Below are 24,506 nucleotides of genomic sequence, written 5' to 3'. Positions count from 1 at the left end.
GCCGGAGGATCTGTGAGTATTTTTTTATTATATCAGGTCTCTGGAAATGCAGGCTTTTGAAGAATGGATTCCTTTTAGGCTTTTTTCTGTGAAAACAGTCTTATGATCTCCAGAGTAACGTTCACAGCGGCATCCATTCCTTCTGCTGTAATATGCTCATAAGGCCCGTGATAGGCATGTCCGCCGGTTCCGAGATTCGGGCAGGGCAGTCCCATAAAGCTTAACTGTGCACCGTCTGTGCCGCCGCGGATAGGCAGGATCAGCGGTGTGACACCGCAGCTGTGGCAGGCTTCCTCAGCCAGAGATATCAGCCATGGGCAGGTATCGATGATCTCTTTCATATTGCGGTACTGCTGGGTGATGGTAAGAGTTACGGTACCTTCCCCCCATTTTTCATTGAGGATCTCCGTGATATGTGTGAGCGTTTTCTGACGGATCTCAAAAGAAGCGGCATCGTGATCCCGGACAATATACTGAAGCTCAGCCTGGGAAACATCTCCTTTCATGGAACACAGATGGAAAAATCCTTCGTAATTATCTGTATTCCTGGGAGTATCTGCCGCCGGAAGCATGGAGTTAAATTCCATGGCAACGAGGGCTGCGTTGATCATAGTATTTTTGGAAGAACCGGGATGTACATTAACACCCTGGAAGGTTATTTTTGCACTGCAGGCGTTAAAGTTTTCGTACTGGATCTCGCCTTCCGTATCACCGTCCAGGGTATATGCATAATCCGCACCGAATTTTTTTACATCAAAGTGGGCCGGTCCCATGCCGATCTCTTCATCCGGAGTAAAAGCAACGCAGAGAGGTCCGTGAGGTATTTTTTCCGTAAGGATATGCTCCAGCGCAGTGAGGATCTCTGCAATGCCGGCCTTGTCGTCTGCGCCTAGGATCGTGGTTCCGTCTGAGGTGATCAGGGTACGCCCGGCAAGTGAAGCAAGATGGGGGAACATTTCCGGGGAAAGAGTTCTGCCGCTTGTGCCGAGAGGAAGCTCTTTTCCATCGTAATCTTCTGTGACCACCGGTGTGACTGCATGGTCGCAGAAATCGGAAACCGTATCCATATGAGCGATAAAGCCCAGTGCTTTGCAGTGCTCCAGACCTTCTGTAGCAGGAAGATGTGCATAAACGTAACAGTGTTCATCCAGAGACACATCAGAGATCCCAAGGCCTTTCAGTTCCTCCACAAGAAGCCGGGCCAGGTCAAACTGGCACTGGGAAGAGGGGGAAGAAGAGCTTTCTTCATTGCTGGGTGTGGATATTTTTACATAGGATAGAAGTCGTTGGTATGCTTTCATAGAAGAATATTCCTTTCTGAAAAATTCCTTCCGGAACAGACGGCAGCTGTATTTATGGAATCCGCCTGTTTTTACGGAGATAATAACAGTATAACACACAATACCTGCATATTTATGTAAAAAATCTCCCACGATGTGAAAACCTGTGCTATAATCTGTGAGATAATAAAAAACAGGAGGATTTGAGAGTGGAAAAAAGAATCATACAGGTCGAAGAAAAAGTACCTGCAAAGATGCTGATACCGTTAAGTATCCAGCATATGTTCGCCATGTTCGGAGCATCCGTACTGGTGCCATTCCTTTTTGGTATCAGTCCGGCTATTGTGCTTCTGATGAATGGTGTGGGAACACTCCTTTTTATTTTCATCACAAAAGGAAAGGCACCGGCTTATTTGGGCTCCAGTTTTGCCTTCCTTTCACCGGCTCTTCTGGTGATCAGCAAGTATGGATATGAGTATGCCCTTGGTGGGTTCGTTGTTCTGGGTATTGCTGGTATGTGCGTGGCATTGATCGTCCGCCAGTGCGGAACAGATTGGATCGATATCGTGCTTCCTACAGCGGCAATGGGACCGGTAGTGGCACTGATCGGTCTGGAACTTGCGGGAAATGCAGCAAGTACGGCAGGACTTCTGGACGAGAAGGTAGATCCGAAGAATGTGATCGTATTTCTGGTCACACTTGGAGTTGCGGTATTCGGGCAGATCCTGTTCCGGGGCTTCCTTTCTGTTATTCCGATCCTGATCGCGATCATTGTGGGATATGTGGCAGCAGGTGCATGCGGGCTTCTGGATTTTACACAGGTAAGGGAAGCGGCATTTTTGGCTCTTCCCAACTTTACATCTCCGAAATTTAATTTTGAGGCCATTATGACGATCTTTCCGGCATTGCTTCTGGTAACCTCCGAGCATATCGGCCATCAGATCGTAACTGGAAAGATCGTTGGAAGAAATCTTCTGAAAGATCCGGGTCTCCACAGATCCCTGTTTGCGGATTTCTTCTCTACCACAGTTTCCGGATGCCTTGGTTCTGTGCCGACAACTACTTACGGTGAGAACATCGGTGTCATGGCAGTGACAAAGGTTTACAGTGTACAGGTGATCGGTGGTGCGGCAGTGCTTTCTATCTGCTGTTCCTTCCTTGGTAAACTGGCAGCCCTGATCAGTACCATTCCCGGTCCGGTGATCGGTGGGATTTCTTTCCTTCTTTACGGAATGATCGGAACCTCCGGCCTTCGTATGCTGGTTGACAATCACGTGGATTACAGCAAGTCCAGAAATCTGACGCTGACAAGCGTTGTCTTTGTTGTAGGTCTTTCCGGAATTGCCCTGAAGCTTGGAAATGTTGAGCTTACCGGTATGGTGCTGGCATGTGTGGTTGCCATGGCATTAAGCCTTGTATTCTATATTCTGGACAAACTGAAGCTGACCAACGATCAGTGACAGGAAATATATTGCATAAAAAGCAGATGAAGAGGGAAATCTTTTTATCTGCTTTTTTGCGTTCAGAGAGGAAAAAGAAATCATGTATGGGAAGCCTTTTGTCGGATTTTCAGAGATCCTGTCAACAAAAAAACAAAGGGATTTTCAAGTATCTTATTGACAATCATTCCGTTTTATAATACTATGTAATACAGAAAACACGAACAAAGGTTCGAATTAAAGGAAACCTGATTAGAAAGAGAATAAAGAATAGGAGATTACATAATGATCAGTGAAGAGAAGCAGAAGGCGCTGGAAGCGGCTCTTGGAAATATTGAGAAACAGTTCGGTAAAGGCTCTGTCATGAAGCTTGGAGATTCCAGTTCCCATATGCAGGTGGAGGCAGTTCCCACAGGATGCTTAAGCCTGGATATCGCCCTTGGTGTAGGTGGTGTTCCTAAGGGACGTATCGTGGAAATCTACGGACCGGAGTCCAGTGGTAAGACAACGGTAGCCTTACATATGGTCGCTGAAGTGCAGAAGAGAGGCGGAATCGCAGGATTTATCGATGCGGAGCATGCTCTTGATCCTGTTTATGCCAAGAGTATAGGTGTTGATATCGACAACCTTTATATTTCACAGCCGGATAACGGAGAGCAGGCGCTGGAGATCACAGAGACTATGGTACGTTCCGGTGCTGTGGATATCGTGATCGTGGACTCTGTTGCAGCCCTGGTCCCCAAGGCTGAGATCGAAGGAGATATGGGAGACAGCCATGTAGGTCTGCAGGCCCGTCTGATGTCACAGGCACTCCGTAAACTGACGGCTGTTATCAGCAAGTCCAACTGCGTGGTGATCTTTATCAACCAGCTTCGTGAAAAGGTTGGAGTGATGTTTGGCAATCCGGAAACTACAACCGGTGGACGTGCGCTGAAATTCTATGCATCTGTCCGTATGGATGTACGCCGTGTGGAAACATTGAAGCAGGGTGGTGAGATGGTCGGAAACCACACCCGTGTGAAAGTAGTTAAGAACAAGGTGGCTCCGCCATTTAAGCAGGCAGAGTTTGATATCATGTTCGGAACCGGTATTTCCAGAGAGGGAGATATCCTGGATCTGGCTGCAGAATGCTGCATCGTAAACAAGAGCGGAGCCTGGTATGCATATGAAGGGGATAAGATCGGACAGGGACGTGAGAATGCCAAATTATTCCTGCGAGAGCATCCGGAGATCCGCGATGAGATCGAGAAGAAGGTTCGTGTACATTATCATCTGGATCCGGCAGATGAGACAGCAGAAGCAGCAGTACAGGCAGAAGATACAGAGAAGGAAGAGTAATCCATGCTGGATCTGGAAGAACAAAACCGTGCAAGAAAGAAAGCCATGCGGCTTCTGGAACATATGGACCGCACAGAGAAAGGCCTGACGGATAAACTCCGTCAGGCTGAATTTTCACCGGAGGCAGTAGAAGATGCCATTGCTTATGTGAAGTCCTATGGGTATATCAACGATGCCCGTTATGCCAGAACCTATATCTCCTTCCGCATGGAAACCAGGAGCCGTCAGAAGATCCTCTCGGAACTTCAGTTAAAGGGTGTGGACCGTCAGACTGCCCTGGATGCCTGGAATGAGATGGAAGAGCTTATGGAACCGGACGAGCGGGAGGTATTACGCAGGACGATCGAGAAGAAATATGCGCCGGACACAGAGCTTGATGAAGGACAGATGCGAAGGCTGTATGGATATCTGGCCAGACGAGCGTTCCGGTATGAGGATATTTCCCATACCCTGGAAGAAATGAACATCCGGGTGAACCGTGATATGGAATAACTCGTTACTGTTCACTGGTAATGTCCCGCGAGGTGTTTTTTGTGAGCGAAGGTCACAGAAAACCCGAGACATACCGCGCGAATTTATGCGATCAGCATAAATTCTGTGCATCGCAAAGCGTGTTACTGAGAACGGAGTGAACAGTAACAATAACTCTGCGGAGAAAAAGAGCCAGTTTATATATGCTAACCAAAATCTGCTTTTTCATGAGAAAAACTTGACATAAATGTGAAAAACAGCTAAACTTGTATTGTTGTATTTGTACAATGAAAACTAAATAAGGAGGTGCTCCTGTGGCAGGCACAATTATCGGTGTTATTGTCGCTGTGGTAGTCACGCTACTTATTGCAGTTCCTGTTACTTGCAAGGTTGCTGTTGACAAGAAAGTACGCAAGGATGCGGAAATCATAGGTACAGCAGAGGATAAGGCAAGGAATATTCTTGATGAAGCATTGAAAGCAGCAGAGACCAAGAAACGTGAAACTTTACTTGAAGTAAAGGAAGAATCTCTGCGAACTAAAAATGAACTGGAAAGGGAAACCAAGGAACGGAGAAACGAGCTGCAGAGATACGAGAAGCGAGTTTTGTCAAAAGAGGAATCTGTTGACAAAAAAGCCAATGCAGTGGAGAAGCGTGAGCTGGAATGTACAGCGAAATTTAACGAGTTACAAGAAAAAGAAAAACGAGTAAATGAACTTGAGGAAAAAGGAGTACAGGAACTGGAACGAGTTTCAGGTCTTACCTCCGAACAGGCAAAAGAAGAATTACTGAAATCTGTAGAAGATGACGTAAAGGTGGATGTTGCAAGACTCTATAAAGAGCTTGAGAACAGAGCCAAGGAAGATGCCAATAAGAAAGCCAGGGAATATGTAGTCAATGCCATTCAGAAATGTGCAGTGGATCATGTTTCCGAGACAACGATTTCTGTGGTACAGCTTCCAAGTGATGAAATGAAGGGAAGGATCATCGGTCGTGAAGGCCGTAATATCCGTACACTTGAGACACTTACCGGTGTGGATCTGATCATTGATGATACACCGGAGGCAGTGGTACTCTCTGCATTTGATCCGATCAGGAGAGAGATCGCCAGAGTGGCTCTTGAGAAACTGATCGTGGATGGACGTATCCATCCGGCAAGAATTGAAGAGATGGTAGAGAAAGCCCAGAAAGAAGTGGAAGCACAGATCCGGGAAGACGGTGAGAATGCTGCCATGGATGTAGGGGTACATGGAATCCATCCGGAACTTCTGAAGCTTCTTGGACGTATGAAATTCCGTTCAAGCTATGGACAGAATGCTCTGAGACATTCAATTGAGGTTGCACAGCTTTCCGGACTTCTTGCAGGAGAAGTTGGTGTGGATGTGCGTATGGCCAAGCGTGCCGGACTTCTTCATGACATTGGTAAATCCATTGACCATGAGGTAGAAGGTTCTCATATTCAGATCGGTGTGGATCTCTGCAAGAAATACAAGGAGTCCCCGATCGTTATCAACACGGTTGCGTCTCATCATGGTGATGTGGAGCCGGAATCTCTGATCGCGTGTATTGTACAGGCTGCTGATGCAATTTCCGCAGCAAGACCTGGAGCAAGACGTGAGACCCTGGAAACCTATACCAATCGTCTGAAACAGCTTGAGGATATCACCAATGAATTCAAGGGTGTAGAGAAATCTTTTGCTATTCAGGCAGGAAGAGAAATTCGTGTTATGGTCGTGCCGGATCATGTAAGTGATGCAGATATGGTTCTCCTTGCAAGAGATATTGCAAAGCAGATCGAGGCAGAGCTTGAGTATCCTGGACAGATCAAAGTTAATGTGATCCGTGAAAGCAGAGCGGTTGACTACGCAAAATAAGCTTTCAATGGAAGAAAGTTCTGGAAATATCAAAGGCCGGACAGCTTTTTAGCTGGCTGGCCTTTTTTTGTCATGTGGAAAAACGGTCATATTACCGGAAAAACAGGCGTAAACTGGTACAGGGTGAGTAAATGGAGAGTAAGACAGAGAACCGGAAGTGGAAAAATGCCGGACGTTTTCCGGCGGAACTTCTTTTTATGACCGGATTTTTTGCGGGAAATGTGTTGCCGAATCTGATCTGGAAAATGGAGTGGAAGCAGAAAACCTTGGCTTCTTTTTATCTGATCCGCAGCTTTGCAGGAAAAGATATTTCCGGCGGAGCTTATTTCTTGGAAGTGCTGCGACGAAGAGGAGGTTTTTTTCTTCTGTTGTTTTTATGCGGATTTACAATATTCGGAGTGCCTTTGACGGTCGCATATATGCTGTTTTTGGGAATGGAGACAGGAATGATCCTGGCATTATCGGTTCTGGAATTTGGTATTTATGGCGGTGTGGCCGGCGCCGGACTTCTGATGCCGCAGTATCTGGTCTATATTCCGGCGTATTTTTATCTTGCAGGTATCGTATACAGACAATCGTATGGGATCTGGAAAAATTACGGACTTGTGCCGCAGAAAACAGGGGCTTATTTTCGGCAGGGGATCACAGTTTTTCTGCTGTATACAGGAGGAATCCTCTCAGAAAGTTTTCTGAATCCCTGGGTCGTAGAAAAAGTTATAAAGGGCCTGAAATTTTTTTGAGGAAAATTTCCACAATATCTAGTGATGGTTTCCATAAAATCTGCGATATTTGGTGGTTTGTGCCGGAAAGTGTTGAAATTGTGCGGTTTTACGATGAAAAACTGTTTGATTTTATGTAAAATTCACAGTATAATTCAGTCATAAACGAGTATGATTTTAGAGAAACGGGATGCAGAGAAATGGATATAGAGATACGGGAATTTATTACATATTTACATAATAGAAAAAGAACGTCACATAATACAGAAGTATCTTACCAGAGAGACCTGAAGAAGATGGCAGTGTATTTTGCAGATCGTGGGATTTATGATATCCGAGATGTAGGAGAACTGGAGCTGGAAGGCTATCTCAGCTATATGGAGAGAGGACAGTTCGCTTCCTCAACGATCTCCAGAAATGTAGCATCTATCCGTGCCTTGTTTCAGTATCTTTATCAGGAGAACAGGATCGAGAGGGATCCGTCTCTGGAACTGAAGCCGCCCAAGGTTGAGAAGCGGATGCCGGAGATCCTTACTGTGGATGAGGTAGACCGCCTTTTGAAACAGCCGGATCTGAATACACCGAAGGGAATCCGGGACAGTGCCATGCTGGAGCTTTTGTATGCTACAGGAATGCGCGTCAGTGAACTTTTGCGGCTGAATCTGGAGGATCTCAATCTGCGGCTTGGTTATGTAGTCTGTCACGATGAGGATAAGGAACGGGTGATCCCGATAGGAAATGTATGCAAAACAGCCATGGAGAAATATCTGAAGGAAGCCCGTGGAAAATTTGTGAAAGAAAATGAGACGGAGAGTCTTTTTACCAACTGTTCAGGAAAATCCATGAGCAGACAGGGATTCTGGAAGGTTCTGAAGGGATATGCAGAGGAAGCCGGGATCCAGCATGATATCACGCCGCATACACTGAGACATTCTTTTGCCGCACATATGCTGCAGAATGGAGCGGACGTGAAGAGTGTGCAGGAAATGCTTGGACATTCGGATATTTCCACCACACAGGTCTATCTGAATTTTGGCGTTGCGAAAATGCGAGACGTATATATGAAAGCACATCCGAGGCATTGATCTGTAAGAAATAATATAAAAAACGCGTTCAAAAAAGAACCGGCAGCTTCCAAAATGGAAGAATGCCGGTTCTTTTTTTGAACATAAAGTGTAAAAGGATCACAAATATCCGTTTCCTGAACTGCAGATCAGACAGATCTTAGCAATTTTCAGCAATCGTGTAAAGCAGCTTCTCAGACTCATCCCAACCAAGGCAGGCATCTGTGATGGATTTTCCGTAGATGTGATCTCCACCGATCTTCTGATTGCCTGGCTCGATATAGCTCTCGATCATGAGACCTTTTACCATGGAGTGAAGCTCAGGATCTACCTGACGGCTGTGAAGAACCTCACTTGCGATACGAACCTGCTGCTCGTAATGCTTGTTGGAGTTGGAGTGGTTGGTATCCACGATCACTGCCGGGTTGGCAAGGTTCTTTGCATGGTATTTGTCATAGAGAAGACGAAGATCCTCGTAATGGTAGTTCGGGATCGCTTCCCCATGCTTGTTTACTGCACCGCGAAGGATTGCGTGAGAGAGTGGGTTGCCGGTGGTCTCAACCTCCCAGCTTCTGTAAATAAAACGATGAGCGCCCTGTGCTGCAACAATGGAGTTCAGCATAACGCTGTAGTCACCACTGGTAGGGTTCTTCATACCAGCCGGAACATCCATGCCGCTGACAGTGAGTCTGTGCTGCTGATCTTCAACAGAACGTGCGCCTACAGCAACGTAGGAAAGCAGATCAGAGAGATAACGGTAGTTCTCCGGGTAAAGCATCTCATCTGCACAGGTGAAGCCACTTTCGCGGATAGCACGCATGTGCATCTTGCGGATCGCGATCAGTCCGGCAAGAAGGTTCGGTTTTTTCTCAGGATCCGGCTGATGGACCATTCCCTTGTATCCTTCACCGGTCGTACGTGGTTTGTTTGTGTAAACACGCGGGATGATAAGGACTTTATCCTCGATCTTTTCCTGAACTTTGCGAAGTCTTAAAAGATAATCGCATACGGCATCTTCGTTATCTGCAGAACATGGTCCGATGATAGCGAGGAATTTATCGGATTTTCCGGTGAAAACGTCGCGAATCTCAGCATCGCGTTTCTCCTTGAGCGCCTGAAGTTCAGCATCGAGCGGATACTGATTGCGGATTTCCTCAGGAGTTGGCAGTTTTTTTATGAATTCAAAACTCATAGTACTTTATTCCTCCATAACTATAGACATTTCGATTATTTATTATAAACGATTATTGGCCGATTGTCGATAGGGAAATTTTAGCGCTTTCACGTGTAGAAGAGTAAGCAGCAGCTCACCCAGAAAAATTCCGTAAAAATAGCCTCGGATCCCTGTTGCCGGAATTATAAAAACAACGGAGAAAATACGGATGAGAATGCCGGCAATACTGTGGATCAGACAGAGCCCCGGTTTTCCAAGTCCCTGCAGGATGCTGGTGAGCATGGTGTTTGTATAAAGAAAAGGACAGATAAAAGACAGATACCGTATGTAGGTTCCGGCAGTCTGGCTGTGAAAAAGCAATGTTCCGAGGAATGGGCCAAAAAGAAAGAATCCGCTTCCGCATAGAAATCCCAGGAACATGCACAGAAAAAAGGTCTGATCTGTGACACGGCGGATCTGCTTCTGCTCTCCCAGTGCATCAAGCTGTGCGATGGAAGGCATCAGCATCACAGCGGCGGAAGAGGTAAGTGTGGAAGGAAACAGGAGCAGGGGCAGTGCCATTCCTGTAAAGATCCCATAGATCTTCAGTGAGTCTGAGGCTGTCATGCCGGAACGCAGAAGCATCTGTGGGATCAGGACCGCTTCTATGCTGCCGAGAAGTGTCAGAAGGATCCTGTTCAGGGAAATGGGAAAAGACAGTGTGAAAAGGTCCTTTATCAGCGGAAAGATCCTGACGGGAGTCTTTTCGTGTACAGGGTGATTTCCGAAATGAAAGGAAACTACCAGCAGCGACACCAGCGAAGCGGCAGTCTCTCCGGCAAGGGAACCTCCCGCTGCGATCAATGCAGTGATCGGACGTCCTTCGGAAAGAAAGATCAGATACAGGATATAGGTAGTGCCGATCCGTGCAGACTGCTCCGAAAGCTGCACGGCTGCCGGAACAGAGGCTTTTTTCCGGGCATAATAATAGCTGTCAATGCAGGAATGAATGGCACAGAGAGGAATACTGACAGCTGTTATGCGAAGAAGACCGGCAGTCTGCGGTGTTTTCAGAATTGCGGAAGCAAAAAAATATGCGTGCTGAAAAAGCAGAAAACCGGCTGCAGCAGAAAAAAAGACAGCCATAAGTGTTCCTGTGACCAGCGAAAAACGTGCCTCCTTTTTCTCCTGAAGGGCAAGTCTGGACGCGATCAGGCGTGAAAGGGCAGACTGGATCCCTGTATAGGATAAAGCGGCCATAAGTCCCTGGAGAGGAAGAACCAGCTGATACAAACCAAGACCTTCCGCACCAATGGCATGGGAGAGGAATATTCTATAAAAGAAACCTGCGATACGGCTGATAAGGCCTGTGCAGGCAAGAATCAGGGTTCCTTTGAGAAATATTTTTTTTGACATGGATAACCTTGAGTCTTTTTTGTCAGTATATGAAGAAGTTAGTCTTGACAGAACCATATGTTTCTGATAGAGTAAACATGAAATCCGAGGAAAACACTGGGAATTGAAAAAGAGGTGAGCGGATGAAACTGTCAACAAGAGCAAAATACGGACTTAAGGCTTTGATAGACCTTGGTCTTTATAGTGAGAAAGAAGCGGTCTCGCTTCAGAGTATTGCGGGCCGTCAGAATATATCAGTCAGCTATCTGGAGCAGCTGATGGCACTTTTAAAGAAAGCGGGCCTTGTGAAGAGTGTCCGCGGCGCAGCCGGAGGATACTTCCTTGGAAGACCGGCAGAAGAGATTTCAGTGGGAGATATCCTTCGTGTCCTGGAGGGTGGCCTGGAGGCTGCAACATGTCCGGGAACAGAAGGTGACGGTGGCTGCCAGGGTTCTGATCTCTGCGTGGCTAAATTAGTGTGGAAGAGGATCAACGACAGTATCACAGATGCAGTGGATACACTGATGCTCAGTGAGCTGATCGAAGAAAGCCGGAGAATACACGAAAAATAATTATCCTGAACAGGAGGAAAAGAAAATGGGAAAAATGATATATCTGGACAATGCGGCTACCACAAAGACCGCACCGGAAGTTGTGGAGGCTATGCTGCCGTATTTTACAGAGTTTTATGGAAATGCTTCAACCGTTTATGATTTTGCGGCAAACAGCAAGGCTGCCATCGCAAAGGCAAGACAGCAGATCGCAGATGTGATCGGAGCCAAAAAAGAGGAGATCTATTTTACTGCAGGTGGTTCCGAGTCTGATAACTGGGCTCTGAAAGCGACCTTTGAGGCATATAAAAATAAAGGAAACCATATCATCACAACAAAGATCGAGCATCATGCAATCCTTCATACCTGCGAATACCTTGAAAAAGAGCGTGGTGCCAAGGTCACATACCTGGATGTAGATGAGAATGGTTTCATTGACCTGGATGAGCTTCAGAAAGCCATCACACCGGAGACCATCCTGATCTCTGTTATGGCTGCAAACAATGAGATCGGTACTCTTGAGCCGCTGAAAGAGATCGGACAGATCGCACATGAGCATGGAATCCTGTTCCATACAGACGCTGTTCAGGCATTTGGACAGATCCCGATCAATGTAGATGAGTTCAATATTGATATGCTCAGCTCCAGCGGACATAAGATCAACGGACCGAAGGGAATCGGCTTCCTCTATATCCGTAAGGGCGTTAAGATCCGCTCCTTTGTACATGGCGGAGCACAGGAGAGAAAACGTCGTGCAGGTACAGAGAACGTTCCTGGTATCGTAGGATACGGTCTTGCAGCAGAGCGTGCAAACAAGTCCATGAAAGAACGTACTGCAAAAGAAATCGAGATCAGAGATCATATGATCAGCAGGATCCTCACAGAGATCCCGTACGTACGCCTCAATGGAGATAAAGTAAAACGTCTTCCGAACAACGTAAATGTAAGCATCCAGTTCATCGAGGGAGAGTCACTTCTTCTGATGCTTGATAATTTTGGAATCTGTGCATCCAGCGGTTCTGCATGTACATCCGGTTCTCTGGATCCGTCACATGTTCTGTTAGCTATCGGTCTTCCTCATGAGATCGCACACGGATCTCTCCGTATGACCTTAAGCGAGGAGACGACAATGGAGGATGTTGATTTTGTAGTAGATAAGCTGAAAGATATTACTGCAAACTTAAGAAGCATGTCTCCGTTATATGAAGATTTTATTAAAAAACAGAAAAAATAATAAAAATACTTGCCAGGAGGAAAAAATAATGTATAGTGAAAAAGTAATGGATCATTTTCAGCATCCACGTAATGTAGGTGAGATCGAGAACGCAAGCGGCGTGGGTACTGTAGGAAATGCAAAATGCGGTGATATTATGAGAATATTCCTTGATATCGATGACGAAACTCATATTATCAAAGACTGCAAGTTTAAAACATTTGGATGCGGTGCAGCAGTTGCAACAAGCAGCATGGCAACAGAACTTGTAATGGGCAAGACCATTGAGGAAGCTATGGAAGTAACCAACAAGGCCGTTATGGAGGCTCTGGACGGACTTCCGCCGGTGAAGATCCACTGTTCCCTGCTTGCTGAGGAAGCAATTCATGCAGCTCTCTGGGATTATGCAGAGAAACATCACATTAAGATCGAGGGTCTTTCCAAACCGAAGTCTGATATCCACGAGGGTGAAGAGGATACAGAAGAGGAGTATTGATCCCTTTTATTTACGATCATAACCGGGGCATGAGCAAGCTTCAGTTGAACAGAACCGTAAGCCATTGAAAGGACAGGTAAGTAAGAAGCATGACAGGACTTACGAACGAAGAGGTTCAGGAAAGAATTGCGCAGGGTCAGGTAAATAATAACGAAAACCCCAACACCAGGACATATAAGCAGATTATTCTGGAGAATACGTTGACATTCTTCAATTTTCTGAACCTGGTGCTGCTGGTTCTCGTACTGCTGGTTGGTTCCTACAAAAACTCCATGTTTGTAGGAATCATTTTTATTAATACCGTGATCGGGATCATTCAGGAGGTCCGTGCTAAGAAAACTATTGACAAGCTGGCAATCCTGACAGAATCCAAGACGGTTGTTCTGCGTGAAGGAAAAAAATGGAAAATTTCTACAGAGAAGCTGGTTGTCGATGATCTGATATTCCTGAAGACCGGAGAACAGGTTCCGGCAGATGCGAAGATCCTGGAGGGAAGCCTTGAGGTCAATGAATCCCTGCTTACCGGTGAGGCAGACAATCTTCCGAAGAATCCGGGAGATGAGCTTTTTTCAGGAAGCTTTGTGACGGCGGGACAGGCCTGCTGCCAGATCATCCATGTGGGAAGCGACAACTATGCGTCAAGGATCACCAGCGAGGCAAAGGAATTCAAACGCCATAATTCAGAGCTTAGAAATTCCCTGAATGCCATTCTGAAGGTGATCAGTATCATTATCGTACCAATGGGGGCGCTGCTTTTTTATAAACAGTACTATTTTGTGGGAGATAATATCCGGGATTCTGTTGTCAATATGGTTGCAGCGGTCCTGGGAATGATCCCGGAGGGGCTTGTCCTTCTTACCAGTGTGGCACTGACTTTGGGGGCACTGAAGCTGGCTCAGAAGAAGACGCTGGTGCAGGAACTGTACTGTATAGAAACTCTTGCACGCGTGGATACGCTCTGTCTGGATAAGACAGGAACTATCACAGAGGGTACCATGTGTGTGGAAGCGGTGGAAAGCTATCCGCCGGTGTATGATGAGATTTCCGAGAAAATATCCGGGAAAGATCCTGGATCCGGCGAAGGTGACAGCGATGGAACTGAAAGTTCTGCTGCCTCTGCAGTTTCAGCAACAGATGCTATCGCAAAGGAGGATGGAAGCGCGAATCTCGTATTGCAGGAAAAGTCAGACACTGACCCGGAGAAACACAGTCAGGAAAATCCGGAGAAGCTCCGGGAGATCGAGCATATCATGGGAAATCTGCTTTCTGTGCTGAAGGATCAGAATGCCACTGCCGATGCACTCAGGGCAAGATTTAAAGTATCTCAGGATATGGAGCTGGATCATGTGATCCCGTTTTCTTCTGACAGGAAGTACAGCGGAGCTGCATTTACAGATGCAGGTACTTATCTGATGGGTGCAGCGCAGTTTCTTTTCCCGGAAGGGAACCCGGAATTGATGGAGTATTGTGGCGGATTTGCAGAGGAAGGTCTTCGTGTGCTGGTCCTTGCCCATAGTGTAAATGTGAGTGAGGGTGCGGAGCTTCCGGGGGGACTGGAACCTGTCGGACTTTTGCTTATTACGGATGTGATCCGTGCAGAGGCACCGGATACGCTGGCATATTTCGAAAGTCAGGGTGTTGATCTGAAAGTGATCTCCGGTGATGATCCGGTGACAGTTTCTGCAATTGCCAGACGTGCAGGTCTTAAAAATGCAGAGCATTATATAGATGCGACAACGATCACAACCCAGGAACAGATGGACGAGGCAGTTGCAGAATACAGTGTGTTCGGACGTGTAACACCTCAGCAGAAGCAGGCAATGGTGAAGTCTTTGCAGGCTCAGAAGCATACGGTTGCCATGACCGGTGATGGTGTCAATGATGTTCTGGCGCTTAAAGAGGCGGACTGCAGTATTGCCATGGCTGAGGGCAGTGATGCCGCCAAGAATATTGCCAATGTGGTATTGCTGGATTCTAATTTTGCAGCAATGCCGGAAATCGTGAATCAGGGACGCCGGGTTGTAAATAATATCCGTACTGCGGCATCTATGTTTCTGATCAAAACGATTTTTTCCGTGCTGCTGTCACTGATTACGATCTTCTTCGGGGATTCTTATCCTTTTGAGCCGATCCAGATGTCTTTGATCAGTGCCTGTGCTGTTGGTATTCCTACGTTCCTTCTGGCACAGGAGAATAATTATGAGAAGATCGACCATACATTTTTGCGTCATGTGTTTATGAATGCATTTCCGGCTGCTGTGACCATCACGGGCTGTGTGTTCAGTGTGATGCTGGTATGCCAGAATGTATACCATTCCAATGCCATGCTGAATACAGCCTGTGTGCTTGTGACAGGATGGAATTATATGGCGGCACTTAAGACGGTTTATGCGCCTTTGAATACCTATCGAAAGGTGATCATTTACAGTATGCAGGTGATCTTTTTCGGTGCGGCGGTGGTTCTGCAGAATCTTCTGACACTGGGATCTCTGGAATTCGGAATGATCATTCTGGTGTTCCTTTTGATGACATTTTCTCCGATCCTGATCGATGTGATCACGGCCTGGCTCAGAAATATTTACAGTCGTTCGCTGGATAGTGGGGAACAGGGGAAATTTGCCGCATTTATTGATAAGCTGAGAAAATAATAATATGAGAAATAAAAAAGGACACTGCCCGTTGAAAATGGCAGTGTTCTTTTTTGATTACTGTTCACTGGTAATATCCCGCGAGGTGTGTTACTGAGAACGGAGTGAACAGTAACCTTTTTTGGGCGAATAAACTGTGGAGAAGTTATCCGGTGCAGATCTGTGTAGAGAATGCAGATTGTGGATATCCGCCTGACGAAGTTATTATTTCGTGTGCATAAGCCAGATAAATCCGAAGGCAGGGATCTCTACAGCCTGTGCGTCTCTCTGAACTCCTGTGAGAAGATCTGTGTAAGTACCGTCCTGTTCGTTGATCCAGGCTACCTTATCCTGATCACTGAAATTGTAGATGCAGATCAGCTTTTCTTCAGAAGTTTCTCTTACCAGGGCAAGGAGAGCCCTTTCCCAGGTTTCCACCGTATGTGCAGGAACTTCAGGTGCAAATACCGGATGGCTGGCGCGGATGGATTCCAGCTGCTCAAGGCTGTTGAAAATGCGTCCCTGAATCGTTTCGGCATCGGCTCTGTTCCTGGCAAGTGCCCAGTTGAAACGTCCGTTGTGGAGCCAGCGGGGATCAGATGCTTTGGAAATGTCTGCTTTATAGGTGTAGTCATTCAGCTGTCCGACCTCGTCACCGCTTCGAAGTACCGGAATTCCGGGGAGGGAAAGAAGCAATGCATGAAGTGTTACGTCATAGCGGATTCCCCGGCTGACACCCTCCATATTTCCTTCATAATCAAAACGCTCAATTCCTGCAAGAGATGCGGTTGTTCCGCAGAGCTCAGATTCCTCGTTTTCCGGATTTACATAAATTTCACCCCGGGCAAAGGAATCAGGGAAAATACCTGCCAGGAATTCATTCAGATAATCTCTGTGAGGTCCTTCTGTGATAAAGCTTCCTTTCAGGAAATCATAGTCTAGGTTCCAACGTACAGTGTTGCGGTTACGGAGGTAATTCTGGAATACCGGTGCCTGCGGAAGGTCTGCAGCTCTGTCAATTCCCCGGCGGAGAAGGGCAGTGTCCTTTGTGGCAACGGTATGCCAGAGATCGGACATCAGCCGGGTGCTGTTTACAATGTGAAGTTCCGGCATATCGGAAGTTCCGCCGAATGCAGCAGCCTCTGCAGGTGGGCGGTCTGTTTCGCCAAGGAGAAGAATTCCGGGGCATACGATCACACACACCATTCTGGTCATACGTAGCAGAGAGTGAAGCTTCCAGAGATTTTCTTCCGGCATCATCGGAAGGACACCAAGGCTGAATACAGAAGCACCTTCATTTGCAAGTTCCAGGATCTGAAGAAGCATTGCATTGAAATAAGCCGGAGTCTGGAGCACACACGGCGCACCGGACTGTGGGTCATCCACAGAAAGGCTTAACGGGATCTCAAGAGCCAGGCGGATACCTGCTTTCCTACAGTTAGCTGCAAGTGTGTACAGATCTTCGGAGGTTCCGATCTCCGGGATAATGCAAAGGGAGCAATTGGAGGTTGCCTGGAAAAGATCTGTCAGGTACAGAGTGTCTGCTTTGCATTCGCTGATATAGTCCAGTTTATCAGATAGACCGGAAAGAGTATCTGCGAAGTCAGCAGGATTTACAGCCATTCCGGTGAAAGTAGTCTTACGGAACCAGTCAGGATCAGCAACGCAGGTCTGGTCAGCTTCCTTCATGGAAAGAGAGCGCTCACGGTAAATCTCTTTCATCTTTTTTGTGAGGCTTGAGAATGTGCCGGCAACTTCCGGATGATCGCGGAACAGTTCACAGTAGAGCCATTTCAGATCATTGTAGTAGTGTTTCAGACGTTTCTCGTAGAGGGCATCGTAAGCTGTGTCCTCCTTGGAGGTTTCGACTTTCAGAGGCTCGGTCTTGGAAGTAGTAACTTTCGCCGGTTCAGTCTTAGAGGTCTCAACCTTGATCGGCTCAGTTTTAGAAGTTTCAACTTTGATCGGCTCGGTTTTAGAAGTCTCAACTTTGATCGGCTCGGTTTTAGAAGTTTCAACCTTGATTGGCTCAGTCTTTGAAGTTTCAACTTTGATCGGCTCGGTCTTGGAAGTCTCAACTTTGATCGGCTCGGTTTTTGAAGTCTCAACTTTGATCGGCTCAGTCTTTGAAGTCTCAACTTTGATCGGCTCGGTCTTTGAAGTCTCAACTTTGATCGGCTCAGTTTTTGAAGTCTCAACCTTGATCGGTTCAGTCTTAGAGGTCTCAACCTTGATCGGCTCGGTCTTTGAAGTCTCAACCTTGATCGGCTCAGTCTTTGAAGTTTCAACCTTGATCGGTTCAGTTTTAGAGGTCTCGACTTTAAGCGTTTCCTTCTTTACGGTTTCAAGTTTTTTTACTTCGACTTTAGTATTTTCAACAGATTTGGCAGCAGGGGTATTTTTTTTCAGCTGCTTTTCTTTTTTTGCCTGCATGGCAGCTTTCTTTTTCTGGAGTCTTTTTGTTGACATATAGAGTTCCTCCTTAGATAAAATGATATTTTCGGTATAAAAGTGTAAACTCTCTCACGTGAGAGAGAAACAGAGCTACAGTTTATGAAAAATAGGGCGACGATTTTTAAATACAGCATAATAGGAAAAACCACATTCACGGAAAATATCAGCTGCCTTGTCAAAAGCATAGCCGATCTTATCCGGAGTATGGGCATCTGCACCAATGGTGATGATCTCACCGCCAAGCTCACGGTAGCGTCGGATAATATTGACACATGGATTTGGTTCACCAAGCCCATAGTGATAACCGCCTGTGTTCAGCTCGATCCCCACATTTTTGCGGATCAGTGTCCGCAGGATCTCGTCCAGGATCTCCTTATATCTTCCATAAGAATACTGACGGTTCTGATTTGGACCATAACGTACTACATAGTCGATATGTCCATACACATCCATCTCATCAAAAGCAGCGATATTTTCCAGGATGGATTCAAAATATTCCATGTAACATGCGGATTCCTTACGGCCCTCAAAATAAGAAGGATAATAAGGATCGTATCCGTGCACCACATGGGAGGAACCAATAACGAAATCAAAAGGAACTTCCTTCAGAAGATCGGAAAAAGATTCTGCAAGCTGAGGCTGAAGTCCAAGCTCGATCCCGAAGTTAACCTGGATCTGGTTTTTAAAAGCATCCGCAAGACTCTCAAGCTTCTGGCGGTATGCAGGGATGTTCAGGGAAAAATCAAGATTTTCCGGAGTATCAGGATAATCCGGATCAAAATGTTCAGTAAAACAGATTCCCATGAGACCCTTGTCTGCGGCAGTCTGGATCATCTTTTCCATCGGTGTATCGGAATCTGCGGAAAAAGAGGAGTGCATATGGCAGTCCCATAAAATTTTCTGGTCCATTTTGTACCTCCATATTCAAGCCTTTATATTCTGTGACAATGATCATATCTGCCTGCTATGAAGCCGGAAAAGTAAGGCTCCCGGAAGGGAGCAGGGATATCTCTTTTGGCGCTCAGCAGGACAGAACTTTCTATCAGAGAATTATAGCACATTTTTCAGAAATTTTCTTAATATTTATTTTAATGTTCTTTTTTATAAAATGCTCTTGAATTTTTGTTTGGAATTAGGTACAATATGAAACAGGTTGATGTTTCTTTAACAAAGGAACGATTTAATCACCATTCAATTCATAGGAGGAATTTATCATGGCAGTAAAAGTTGCAATTAATGGTTTTGGACGTATCGGTCGTCTTGCATTCCGTCAGATGTTTGGAGCAGAGGGATTCGAGGTTGTAGCAATCAATGACCTTACATCTCCTAAAATGCTTGCTCACTTATTAAAATATGATTCTACACAGGGAAGATATGCTCTTGCTGATACAGTTAAAGCAGGAGAGGATTCCATCACAGTAGACGGAAAAGAGATCAAAATCTATGCTAAGGCTAACGCTGCAGAGCTTCCTTGGGGAGAGATCGGTGTAGACGTAGTTCTTGAGTGCACAGGTTTCTACACATCTAAAGACAAAGCTCAGGCTCATATCGATGCAGGTGCTAAGCACGTAGTTATTTCCGCTCCGGCTGGAAACGACCTTAAGACAATCGTTTACAACGTAAACCATCAGGGTCTTACAAACGAGGACAAGATCATCTCCGCAGCTTCCTGTACAACAAACTGCCTTGCACCAATGGCTAAGGCTCTTAACGATCTTGCACCGATCAAATCTGGTATCATGTGCACAATCCACGCTTACACAGGCGATCAGATGACACTTGACGGACCGCAGAGAAAAGGCGATCTGAGAAGATCCCGTGCAGCTGCAGTTAATATCGTTCCGAACAGCACAGGTGCTGCTAAAGCTATCGGACTTGTTATCCCAGAGCTTAACGGCAAACTTATCGGTTCTGCACAGCGTGTTCCTACCCCAACAGGTTCTACAACAATCCTTACAGCAGTAGTTGAAGGAAATGTTACAAAAGAGCAGATCAACGCAGCTATGAAAGCAGCTTCTAACGAGTCCTTCGGATACAACGAGGATGAGATCGTATCCAGCGATATCGTTGGTATGAGATTTGGTTCCCTCTTCGATGCTACTCAGACAATGGTACTTCCACTTGAGAATGGCACAACAGAGGTTCAGGTAGTTTCCTGGTATGACAACGAGAACTCCTACACAAGCCAGATGGTTCGTACAATCAAGCACTTCGGAAGCCTTCTGAACGCTTAATTTTCAGCGAACGAGTGTAGAAGAATAGACTCAGAAAGGGTCCGGTCTGAAGAGGACCGGGCCCTTTTTTTCCAAAAGATCAAACAAAAGAATATCTGAGGAAATGACTGTTGACAGAGCGGACAACAATACCGCTCGCCCTTATTGATCTGCTTCCGGCAGAAATAAAAGTTAAGGAGATATAGAAATGCTGAACAAAAAAAGTGTTGATGATATCAATGTAAAAGGACAGAGAGTACTTGTAAGATGTGACTTTAACGTTCCGCTTCAGGATGGAAAGATCACAGACGAGAATCGTCTTGTGGCTGCTCTTCCTACAATCAAGAAACTGATCGCAGACGGCGGAAAGGTTATCCTCTGCTCCCACCTCGGAAAACCGAAGGGAGAGCCGAAACCGGAGCTTTCTCTTGCACCTGTAGCTGTTCGTCTTTCTGAGCTTCTTGGACAGGAAGTGAAATTTGCAGCAGATCCTGAGGTAGTAGGACCAAACGCAAAAGCTGCTGTTGCTGAGATGAAAGATGGCGATGTAATTCTTCTTGAGAATACACGTTACCGTGCAGAAGAGACAAAGAACGAAGATAAGTTCAGCGAAGACCTTGCTTCTCTTTGCGATGTATTCGTAAACGATGCATTCGGAACTGCTCACAGAGCTCACTGCTCCAACGTAGGTGTTACCAAATATGTTAAGACAGCAGTTGTAGGATATCTGATGCAGAAAGAGATCGATTTCCTCGGAAACGCTGTAAATAATCCAGAGAGACCATTCGTTGCAATTCTTGGCGGTGCTAAGGTTTCCAGCAAGATCTCTGTAATCAACAACCTTCTTGATAAGGTAGATACACTGATCATCGGTGGTGGTATGTCCTATACATTCTCCAAAGCTATGGGCGGACACATCGGAACATCCCTCTGCGAGGATGATTACCTTCAGTATGCTCTCGACATGATGAAGAAAGCAGAGGAGAAGGGTGTGAAACTTCTTCTTCCTGTAGATAACAGAATCGGTGATGCCTTCTCCAACGACTGCAACATCCAGATCGTTAAACGTGGTGAAATTCCGGACGGATGGGAAGGAATGGACATCGGAACAGAGACAGAGAAGATTTTTGCAGATGCTGTTAAAGATGCTAAGACAGTTGTATGGAACGGACCGATGGGATGCTTCGAGATGCCGAACTTTGCACATGGTACAGAGGCAGTTGCAAAAGCTCTTGCTGAGACAGATGCAACAACGATCATCGGTGGCGGTGATTCCGCAGCAGCAGTAAATATCCTTGGATATGGCGACAAGATGACACACATCTCCACAGGTGGCGGTGCATCTCTTGAGTTCCTTGAAGGAAAAGAGCTTCCGGGTGTAGCTGCAGCTAACGATAAAGACTGATAAAAAAATAAAGTGTTCCATAAACACAAAAAAGGAGATAAAACAATGGCAAGAAAGAAAATTATTGCTGGAAACTGGAAAATGAATATGACACCAAGCGAGGCTGTAAAGCTGGTTGAGACTTTAAAACCGCTTGTTGTTAACGACGAAGTTGATGTAGTGTTCTGCGTACCGGCTATCGACATCATTCCTGTTGTTGAGGCAGCTAAAGGAACAAACATCCAGGTTGGCGCTGAGAACATGTACTTCGAGGAGAAAGGTGCTTACACAGGCGAGATCGCTCCGGCTATGCTCGTAGATGCAGGCGTTAAGTACGTAGTACTTGGACATTCCGAGAGAAGAGAGTACTTCGGTGAGACAAACGAAGACGTTAACAAAAAAATGCTCAAAGCTTTCGAGCATGGTATCACACCGATCATGTGCTGCGGCGAGACACTTACTCAGAGAGAGCAGGGCGTGACAATGGATTTCATCCGTCAGCAGGTTAAGGTTGGATTCCAGGGTGTTACAGCTGATCAGGCTAAGACAGCAGTTATCGCTTACGAGCCGATCTGGGCTATCGGAACAGGTAAGACAGCTACAACAGAGCAGGCTCAGGAGGTTTGCGCTGATATCCGTAAATGCATCGCTGAGATCTATGATGATGCTACAGCAGCAGAGATCCGTATTCAGTACGGCGGATCTGTAAACGCTGCAACAGCTCCTGACTTATTCGCTCAGGCTGACATCGACGGCGGTCTTGTAGGCGGCGCTTCCCTGAAACCAGATTTCGGAAAGATCGTAAACTACAAATAAGATCCACTTAAAAAGGGGCTTCGGCCCCTTTTTTTATATCTTCTTATAGAAAAAACCAGAAAAACTCTCCCTGACACGGATAGCACAGCCAACAAAAAGCTGCATCTGATCACAGTCAGAGAGAGTTTTTCTTATCTTCAGAGTAAGGATTGTTTTTCACTGAAGCTTTTTCTGTATGTTCGTTCCTTTCGTCAGGCTCGGGAACATGTTCCACAATGTCCTCGATCTCGCAGTGGAGAATGGAACACAGCCTGTCTATGGTATAAATTTCAACATTTTTATTTTTTCGAAGTCTGTCCAGAAGTGAACGGGTAATCTGGTAATGTTCATAAAGATCATACTGAGTGATCCCACGCTCCTTCATCGTGACCCAAAATCTGTCATATTTTATCATATATATATCCTGTCCGATTCATCCTTGAATTAATCTTATTATGAAGGTAAAATTGGAATCACAACAGTGTCCTTATATCGACACTACAGAAAGGAGAAGCAATGAGGAAGTTTTTTAAAATCTTAATTTCAGTGGTGATCACACTGTATTTTTCAGCTACCATGTTCTACTGCTTTGTGGCAGGAACACCGGATGGTGGAAAAGGGGCAGTGATCTATATGATGTCAGCAGCAGGCTTGTCGATACTGTTTCCGGCTTTTACCTGCGGCTGCATTCATTACATCCTTTATCTCAGAAAAAAAATGGATGAAAGGCGCAAATGATCAGGATTTATGGTATGATAACAATAAATATCTGGCAGGGTATGTCGTTTCAGAAAACGGTTATCTGATAACGGCAGAAACGCATCAGATGGCTGTACTGTGATGCAGCCGTTACGTATTATAATAGAAAGAAAGCCTGCAGCTGTGCGTAAGACGCTTATATGATCATTTGTGGAGGATTTTATGGGGAATATTCTGGATTATCTTGACTGGAGAGGAGATATTACCTTTGAGCAGTCACCCTTTAATGAAGTTGACAATCTGATACTGGCGTGTTTTTCCTATCTTGATCTGGATGAGATGGCAGAAGTAAAAAACGGAAATACTCTTTCTGTAGAAGAACTCTTTGCGGCTTTTTCCAGACGGGAAATAAAGAAGGATCTGAAAGCAGAAAGCGCATTTCTGCAGAATACACCGGTGCTCCTTGAAAAAATGGCCTGTGCGGAGAGATTCCGGAAATGTACAGTAGGAGGCTTTGTCAATGAAATCCTTTCCCGTCAGGCTCAGCAGTTTGCGGCAGTGACTATAGGACTGGATGATGGAACCACATATATTTCATTTCGTGGAACCGATGATACCATTGTGGGGTGGAAGGAGGATTTTAACTTAAGCAACGGAGTTGTTCCTTCGCACAGAAAAGCGTTGGAATATCTGGAAACGCATGGAACTTATATACAGTCCATGCTGCGGATCGGCGGTCATTCCAAAGGAGGAAATCTGGCTATGTATACAGCGATGCAGTGCAGTGACATCCTGCAGGAAAAGATTCTTTCTGTCTATGATAATGATGGTCCGGGTTTTCCGGAAGGATTTTTCAGTCCCGGAAGAGTGGAAAGGGTTTTGCCAAAAGTCACTCGTATCATTCCCGAGGCATCTGTGATCGGGATGCTGCTCAGCCACCAGAAAGATCCGCTGATCGTAGCCAGTACACAGAAGGGAATCCTGCAGCATGATGCTTTTACCTGGGAGGTAATGGGGCCATCCTTTATAGAGAAAGAAAGTTTGACAAGAAGAGCTGCGGCGTCAGACCGAAGTCTTCATAAATGGATCGACCATATGGATGAAAAGCAGAGAGAGCATCTCATCGGGGAACTCTTTTCTGTGCTGGAAGCAACCGGAGCAGATACCATTTCCCAAATCCAGGAAGGCGGTCTGAAAAGTCTGGCTGCCATGGTGCGCCAGCTGGATAAACTGGAACCACAGTCAAAAGCTATGGTGCAGGAGCTGATCACCGGACTTTTTGGCAGCTGGCTGGAATTGCTTCCTCTGCCGGAACTTGACAAAAAGCGTTTTCTGCCATAA

General features: G+C 45.9%; 21 protein-coding genes. 15 read left to right on the top strand and 6 right to left on the bottom strand.

The window, feature by feature from the left end:
• Positions 1 to 74: 74 nt before the first annotated feature.
• Complete coding sequence (gene pepT, locus DWW77_RS09435) at positions 75 to 1,301, bottom strand: peptidase T (RefSeq protein WP_118608631.1); 1,227 nt, start codon at positions 1,299 to 1,301, stop codon at positions 75 to 77.
• A gap of 188 nt (positions 1,302 to 1,489) precedes the next feature.
• On the opposite strand from pepT, the gene uraA reads away from it, so the two are divergent.
• The 6 genes from uraA to xerD all read left to right on the top strand — a co-directional run bounded on the left by uraA (position 1,490) and on the right by xerD (position 8,206).
• Positions 1,490 to 2,740, top strand: a complete 1,251-nt coding sequence (uraA, locus tag DWW77_RS09430) for a uracil permease (RefSeq protein WP_022426696.1) — start codon at positions 1,490 to 1,492, stop codon at positions 2,738 to 2,740.
• A 264-nt stretch (positions 2,741 to 3,004) separates the two neighbouring features.
• A complete protein-coding gene (recA, locus tag DWW77_RS09425; protein ID WP_118608590.1) occupies positions 3,005 to 4,057 on the top strand; it encodes a recombinase RecA in 1,053 nt (350 codons plus the stop codon).
• Between the two features lie 3 nt (positions 4,058 to 4,060).
• Positions 4,061 to 4,549 (top strand): regulatory protein RecX, encoded by a 489-nt coding sequence (locus DWW77_RS09420; RefSeq protein WP_015526987.1) that lies wholly within the window; start codon positions 4,061 to 4,063, stop codon positions 4,547 to 4,549.
• Positions 4,550 to 4,842: 293 nt separating this feature from the next.
• Positions 4,843 to 6,402: a ribonuclease Y gene (gene rny, locus DWW77_RS09415; protein WP_021650814.1), complete on the top strand. Its 1,560-nt coding sequence runs from the start codon at positions 4,843 to 4,845 to the stop codon at positions 6,400 to 6,402.
• Between the two features lie 131 nt (positions 6,403 to 6,533).
• Positions 6,534 to 7,142 carry a stage II sporulation protein M gene (locus tag DWW77_RS09410; protein ID WP_118608589.1) on the top strand — a complete coding sequence of 203 codons (609 nt, stop codon included), beginning with the start codon at positions 6,534 to 6,536 and terminating at the stop codon, positions 7,140 to 7,142.
• Positions 7,143 to 7,321: 179 nt separating this feature from the next.
• A complete protein-coding gene (gene xerD, locus DWW77_RS09405) occupies positions 7,322 to 8,206 on the top strand; it encodes a site-specific tyrosine recombinase XerD (protein ID WP_015526990.1) in 885 nt (294 codons plus the stop codon).
• 139 nt (positions 8,207 to 8,345) lie between these two features.
• On the opposite strand, the gene DWW77_RS09400 is transcribed toward xerD, so the two are convergent.
• Both DWW77_RS09400 and DWW77_RS09395 read right to left on the bottom strand, forming a co-directional pair.
• Complete coding sequence (locus DWW77_RS09400; RefSeq protein WP_015526991.1) at positions 8,346 to 9,377, bottom strand: 3-deoxy-7-phosphoheptulonate synthase; 1,032 nt, start codon at positions 9,375 to 9,377, stop codon at positions 8,346 to 8,348.
• Between the two features lie 42 nt (positions 9,378 to 9,419).
• On the bottom strand, positions 9,420 to 10,754 hold the full coding sequence (locus DWW77_RS09395; protein WP_118608588.1) for a polysaccharide biosynthesis protein: 1,335 nt from the start codon (positions 10,752 to 10,754) through the stop codon (positions 9,420 to 9,422).
• A 122-nt stretch (positions 10,755 to 10,876) separates the two neighbouring features.
• Between DWW77_RS09395 and DWW77_RS09390 the strand changes: the two genes are divergently transcribed.
• The 4 genes from DWW77_RS09390 to DWW77_RS09375 all read left to right on the top strand — a co-directional run bounded on the left by DWW77_RS09390 (position 10,877) and on the right by DWW77_RS09375 (position 15,641).
• On the top strand, positions 10,877 to 11,305 hold the full coding sequence (locus DWW77_RS09390) for an RrF2 family transcriptional regulator (protein ID WP_015526993.1): 429 nt from the start codon (positions 10,877 to 10,879) through the stop codon (positions 11,303 to 11,305).
• Positions 11,306 to 11,330: 25 nt separating this feature from the next.
• The gene (gene nifS / locus DWW77_RS09385; RefSeq protein WP_021650819.1) at positions 11,331 to 12,518 is read left to right on the top strand and encodes a cysteine desulfurase NifS; all 1,188 of its coding nucleotides are present in this window, start codon (positions 11,331 to 11,333) and stop codon (positions 12,516 to 12,518) included.
• Positions 12,519 to 12,546: 28 nt separating this feature from the next.
• The gene (nifU, locus tag DWW77_RS09380) at positions 12,547 to 12,993 is read left to right on the top strand and encodes a Fe-S cluster assembly scaffold protein NifU (RefSeq protein ID WP_015526995.1); all 447 of its coding nucleotides are present in this window, start codon (positions 12,547 to 12,549) and stop codon (positions 12,991 to 12,993) included.
• 89 nt (positions 12,994 to 13,082) lie between these two features.
• Positions 13,083 to 15,641: an HAD-IC family P-type ATPase gene (locus DWW77_RS09375; protein ID WP_118608587.1), complete on the top strand. Its 2,559-nt coding sequence runs from the start codon at positions 13,083 to 13,085 to the stop codon at positions 15,639 to 15,641.
• A 204-nt stretch (positions 15,642 to 15,845) separates the two neighbouring features.
• On the opposite strand, the gene DWW77_RS09370 is transcribed toward DWW77_RS09375, so the two are convergent.
• The gene (locus tag DWW77_RS09370) at positions 15,846 to 18,089 is read right to left on the bottom strand and encodes a hypothetical protein (protein WP_118608586.1); all 2,244 of its coding nucleotides are present in this window, start codon (positions 18,087 to 18,089) and stop codon (positions 15,846 to 15,848) included.
• A gap of 75 nt (positions 18,090 to 18,164) precedes the next feature.
• Entirely contained in the window at positions 18,165 to 18,983 is an 819-nt protein-coding gene (locus tag DWW77_RS09365) for a histidinol-phosphatase HisJ family protein (protein WP_118608585.1), read from the bottom strand.
• Between the two features lie 305 nt (positions 18,984 to 19,288).
• Between DWW77_RS09365 and gap the strand changes: the two genes are divergently transcribed.
• From gap to tpiA, 3 genes are all read left to right on the top strand, one after another.
• A complete protein-coding gene (gene gap, locus DWW77_RS09360; protein ID WP_118513051.1) occupies positions 19,289 to 20,308 on the top strand; it encodes a type I glyceraldehyde-3-phosphate dehydrogenase in 1,020 nt (339 codons plus the stop codon).
• Positions 20,309 to 20,495: 187 nt separating this feature from the next.
• Entirely contained in the window at positions 20,496 to 21,692 is a 1,197-nt protein-coding gene (locus DWW77_RS09355) for a phosphoglycerate kinase (protein ID WP_118608584.1), read from the top strand.
• Positions 21,693 to 21,737: 45 nt separating this feature from the next.
• Positions 21,738 to 22,487 (top strand): triose-phosphate isomerase, encoded by a 750-nt coding sequence (gene tpiA, locus DWW77_RS09350; RefSeq protein WP_015527001.1) that lies wholly within the window; start codon positions 21,738 to 21,740, stop codon positions 22,485 to 22,487.
• A 115-nt stretch (positions 22,488 to 22,602) separates the two neighbouring features.
• On the opposite strand, the gene DWW77_RS09345 is transcribed toward tpiA, so the two are convergent.
• Entirely contained in the window at positions 22,603 to 22,881 is a 279-nt protein-coding gene (locus tag DWW77_RS09345; protein WP_118608583.1) for a helix-turn-helix domain-containing protein, read from the bottom strand.
• 101 nt (positions 22,882 to 22,982) lie between these two features.
• Between DWW77_RS09345 and DWW77_RS09340 the strand changes: the two genes are divergently transcribed.
• Together DWW77_RS09340 and DWW77_RS09335 are read left to right on the top strand one after the other, a co-directional pair.
• A complete protein-coding gene (locus tag DWW77_RS09340; RefSeq protein ID WP_118608582.1) occupies positions 22,983 to 23,204 on the top strand; it encodes a hypothetical protein in 222 nt (73 codons plus the stop codon).
• A gap of 183 nt (positions 23,205 to 23,387) precedes the next feature.
• The gene (locus tag DWW77_RS09335; protein ID WP_118608581.1) at positions 23,388 to 24,506 is read left to right on the top strand and encodes an Mbeg1-like protein; all 1,119 of its coding nucleotides are present in this window, start codon (positions 23,388 to 23,390) and stop codon (positions 24,504 to 24,506) included.

The organism is Ruminococcus sp. AF17-12, assembly GCF_003479245.1.
In the GTDB taxonomy this organism is placed as follows: domain Bacteria; phylum Bacillota; class Clostridia; order Lachnospirales; family Lachnospiraceae; genus Blautia_A; species Blautia_A fusiformis.
Note: the sequence above shows the minus strand (reverse complement) of the source record. Positions and strands in the feature narration are given on the sequence as shown.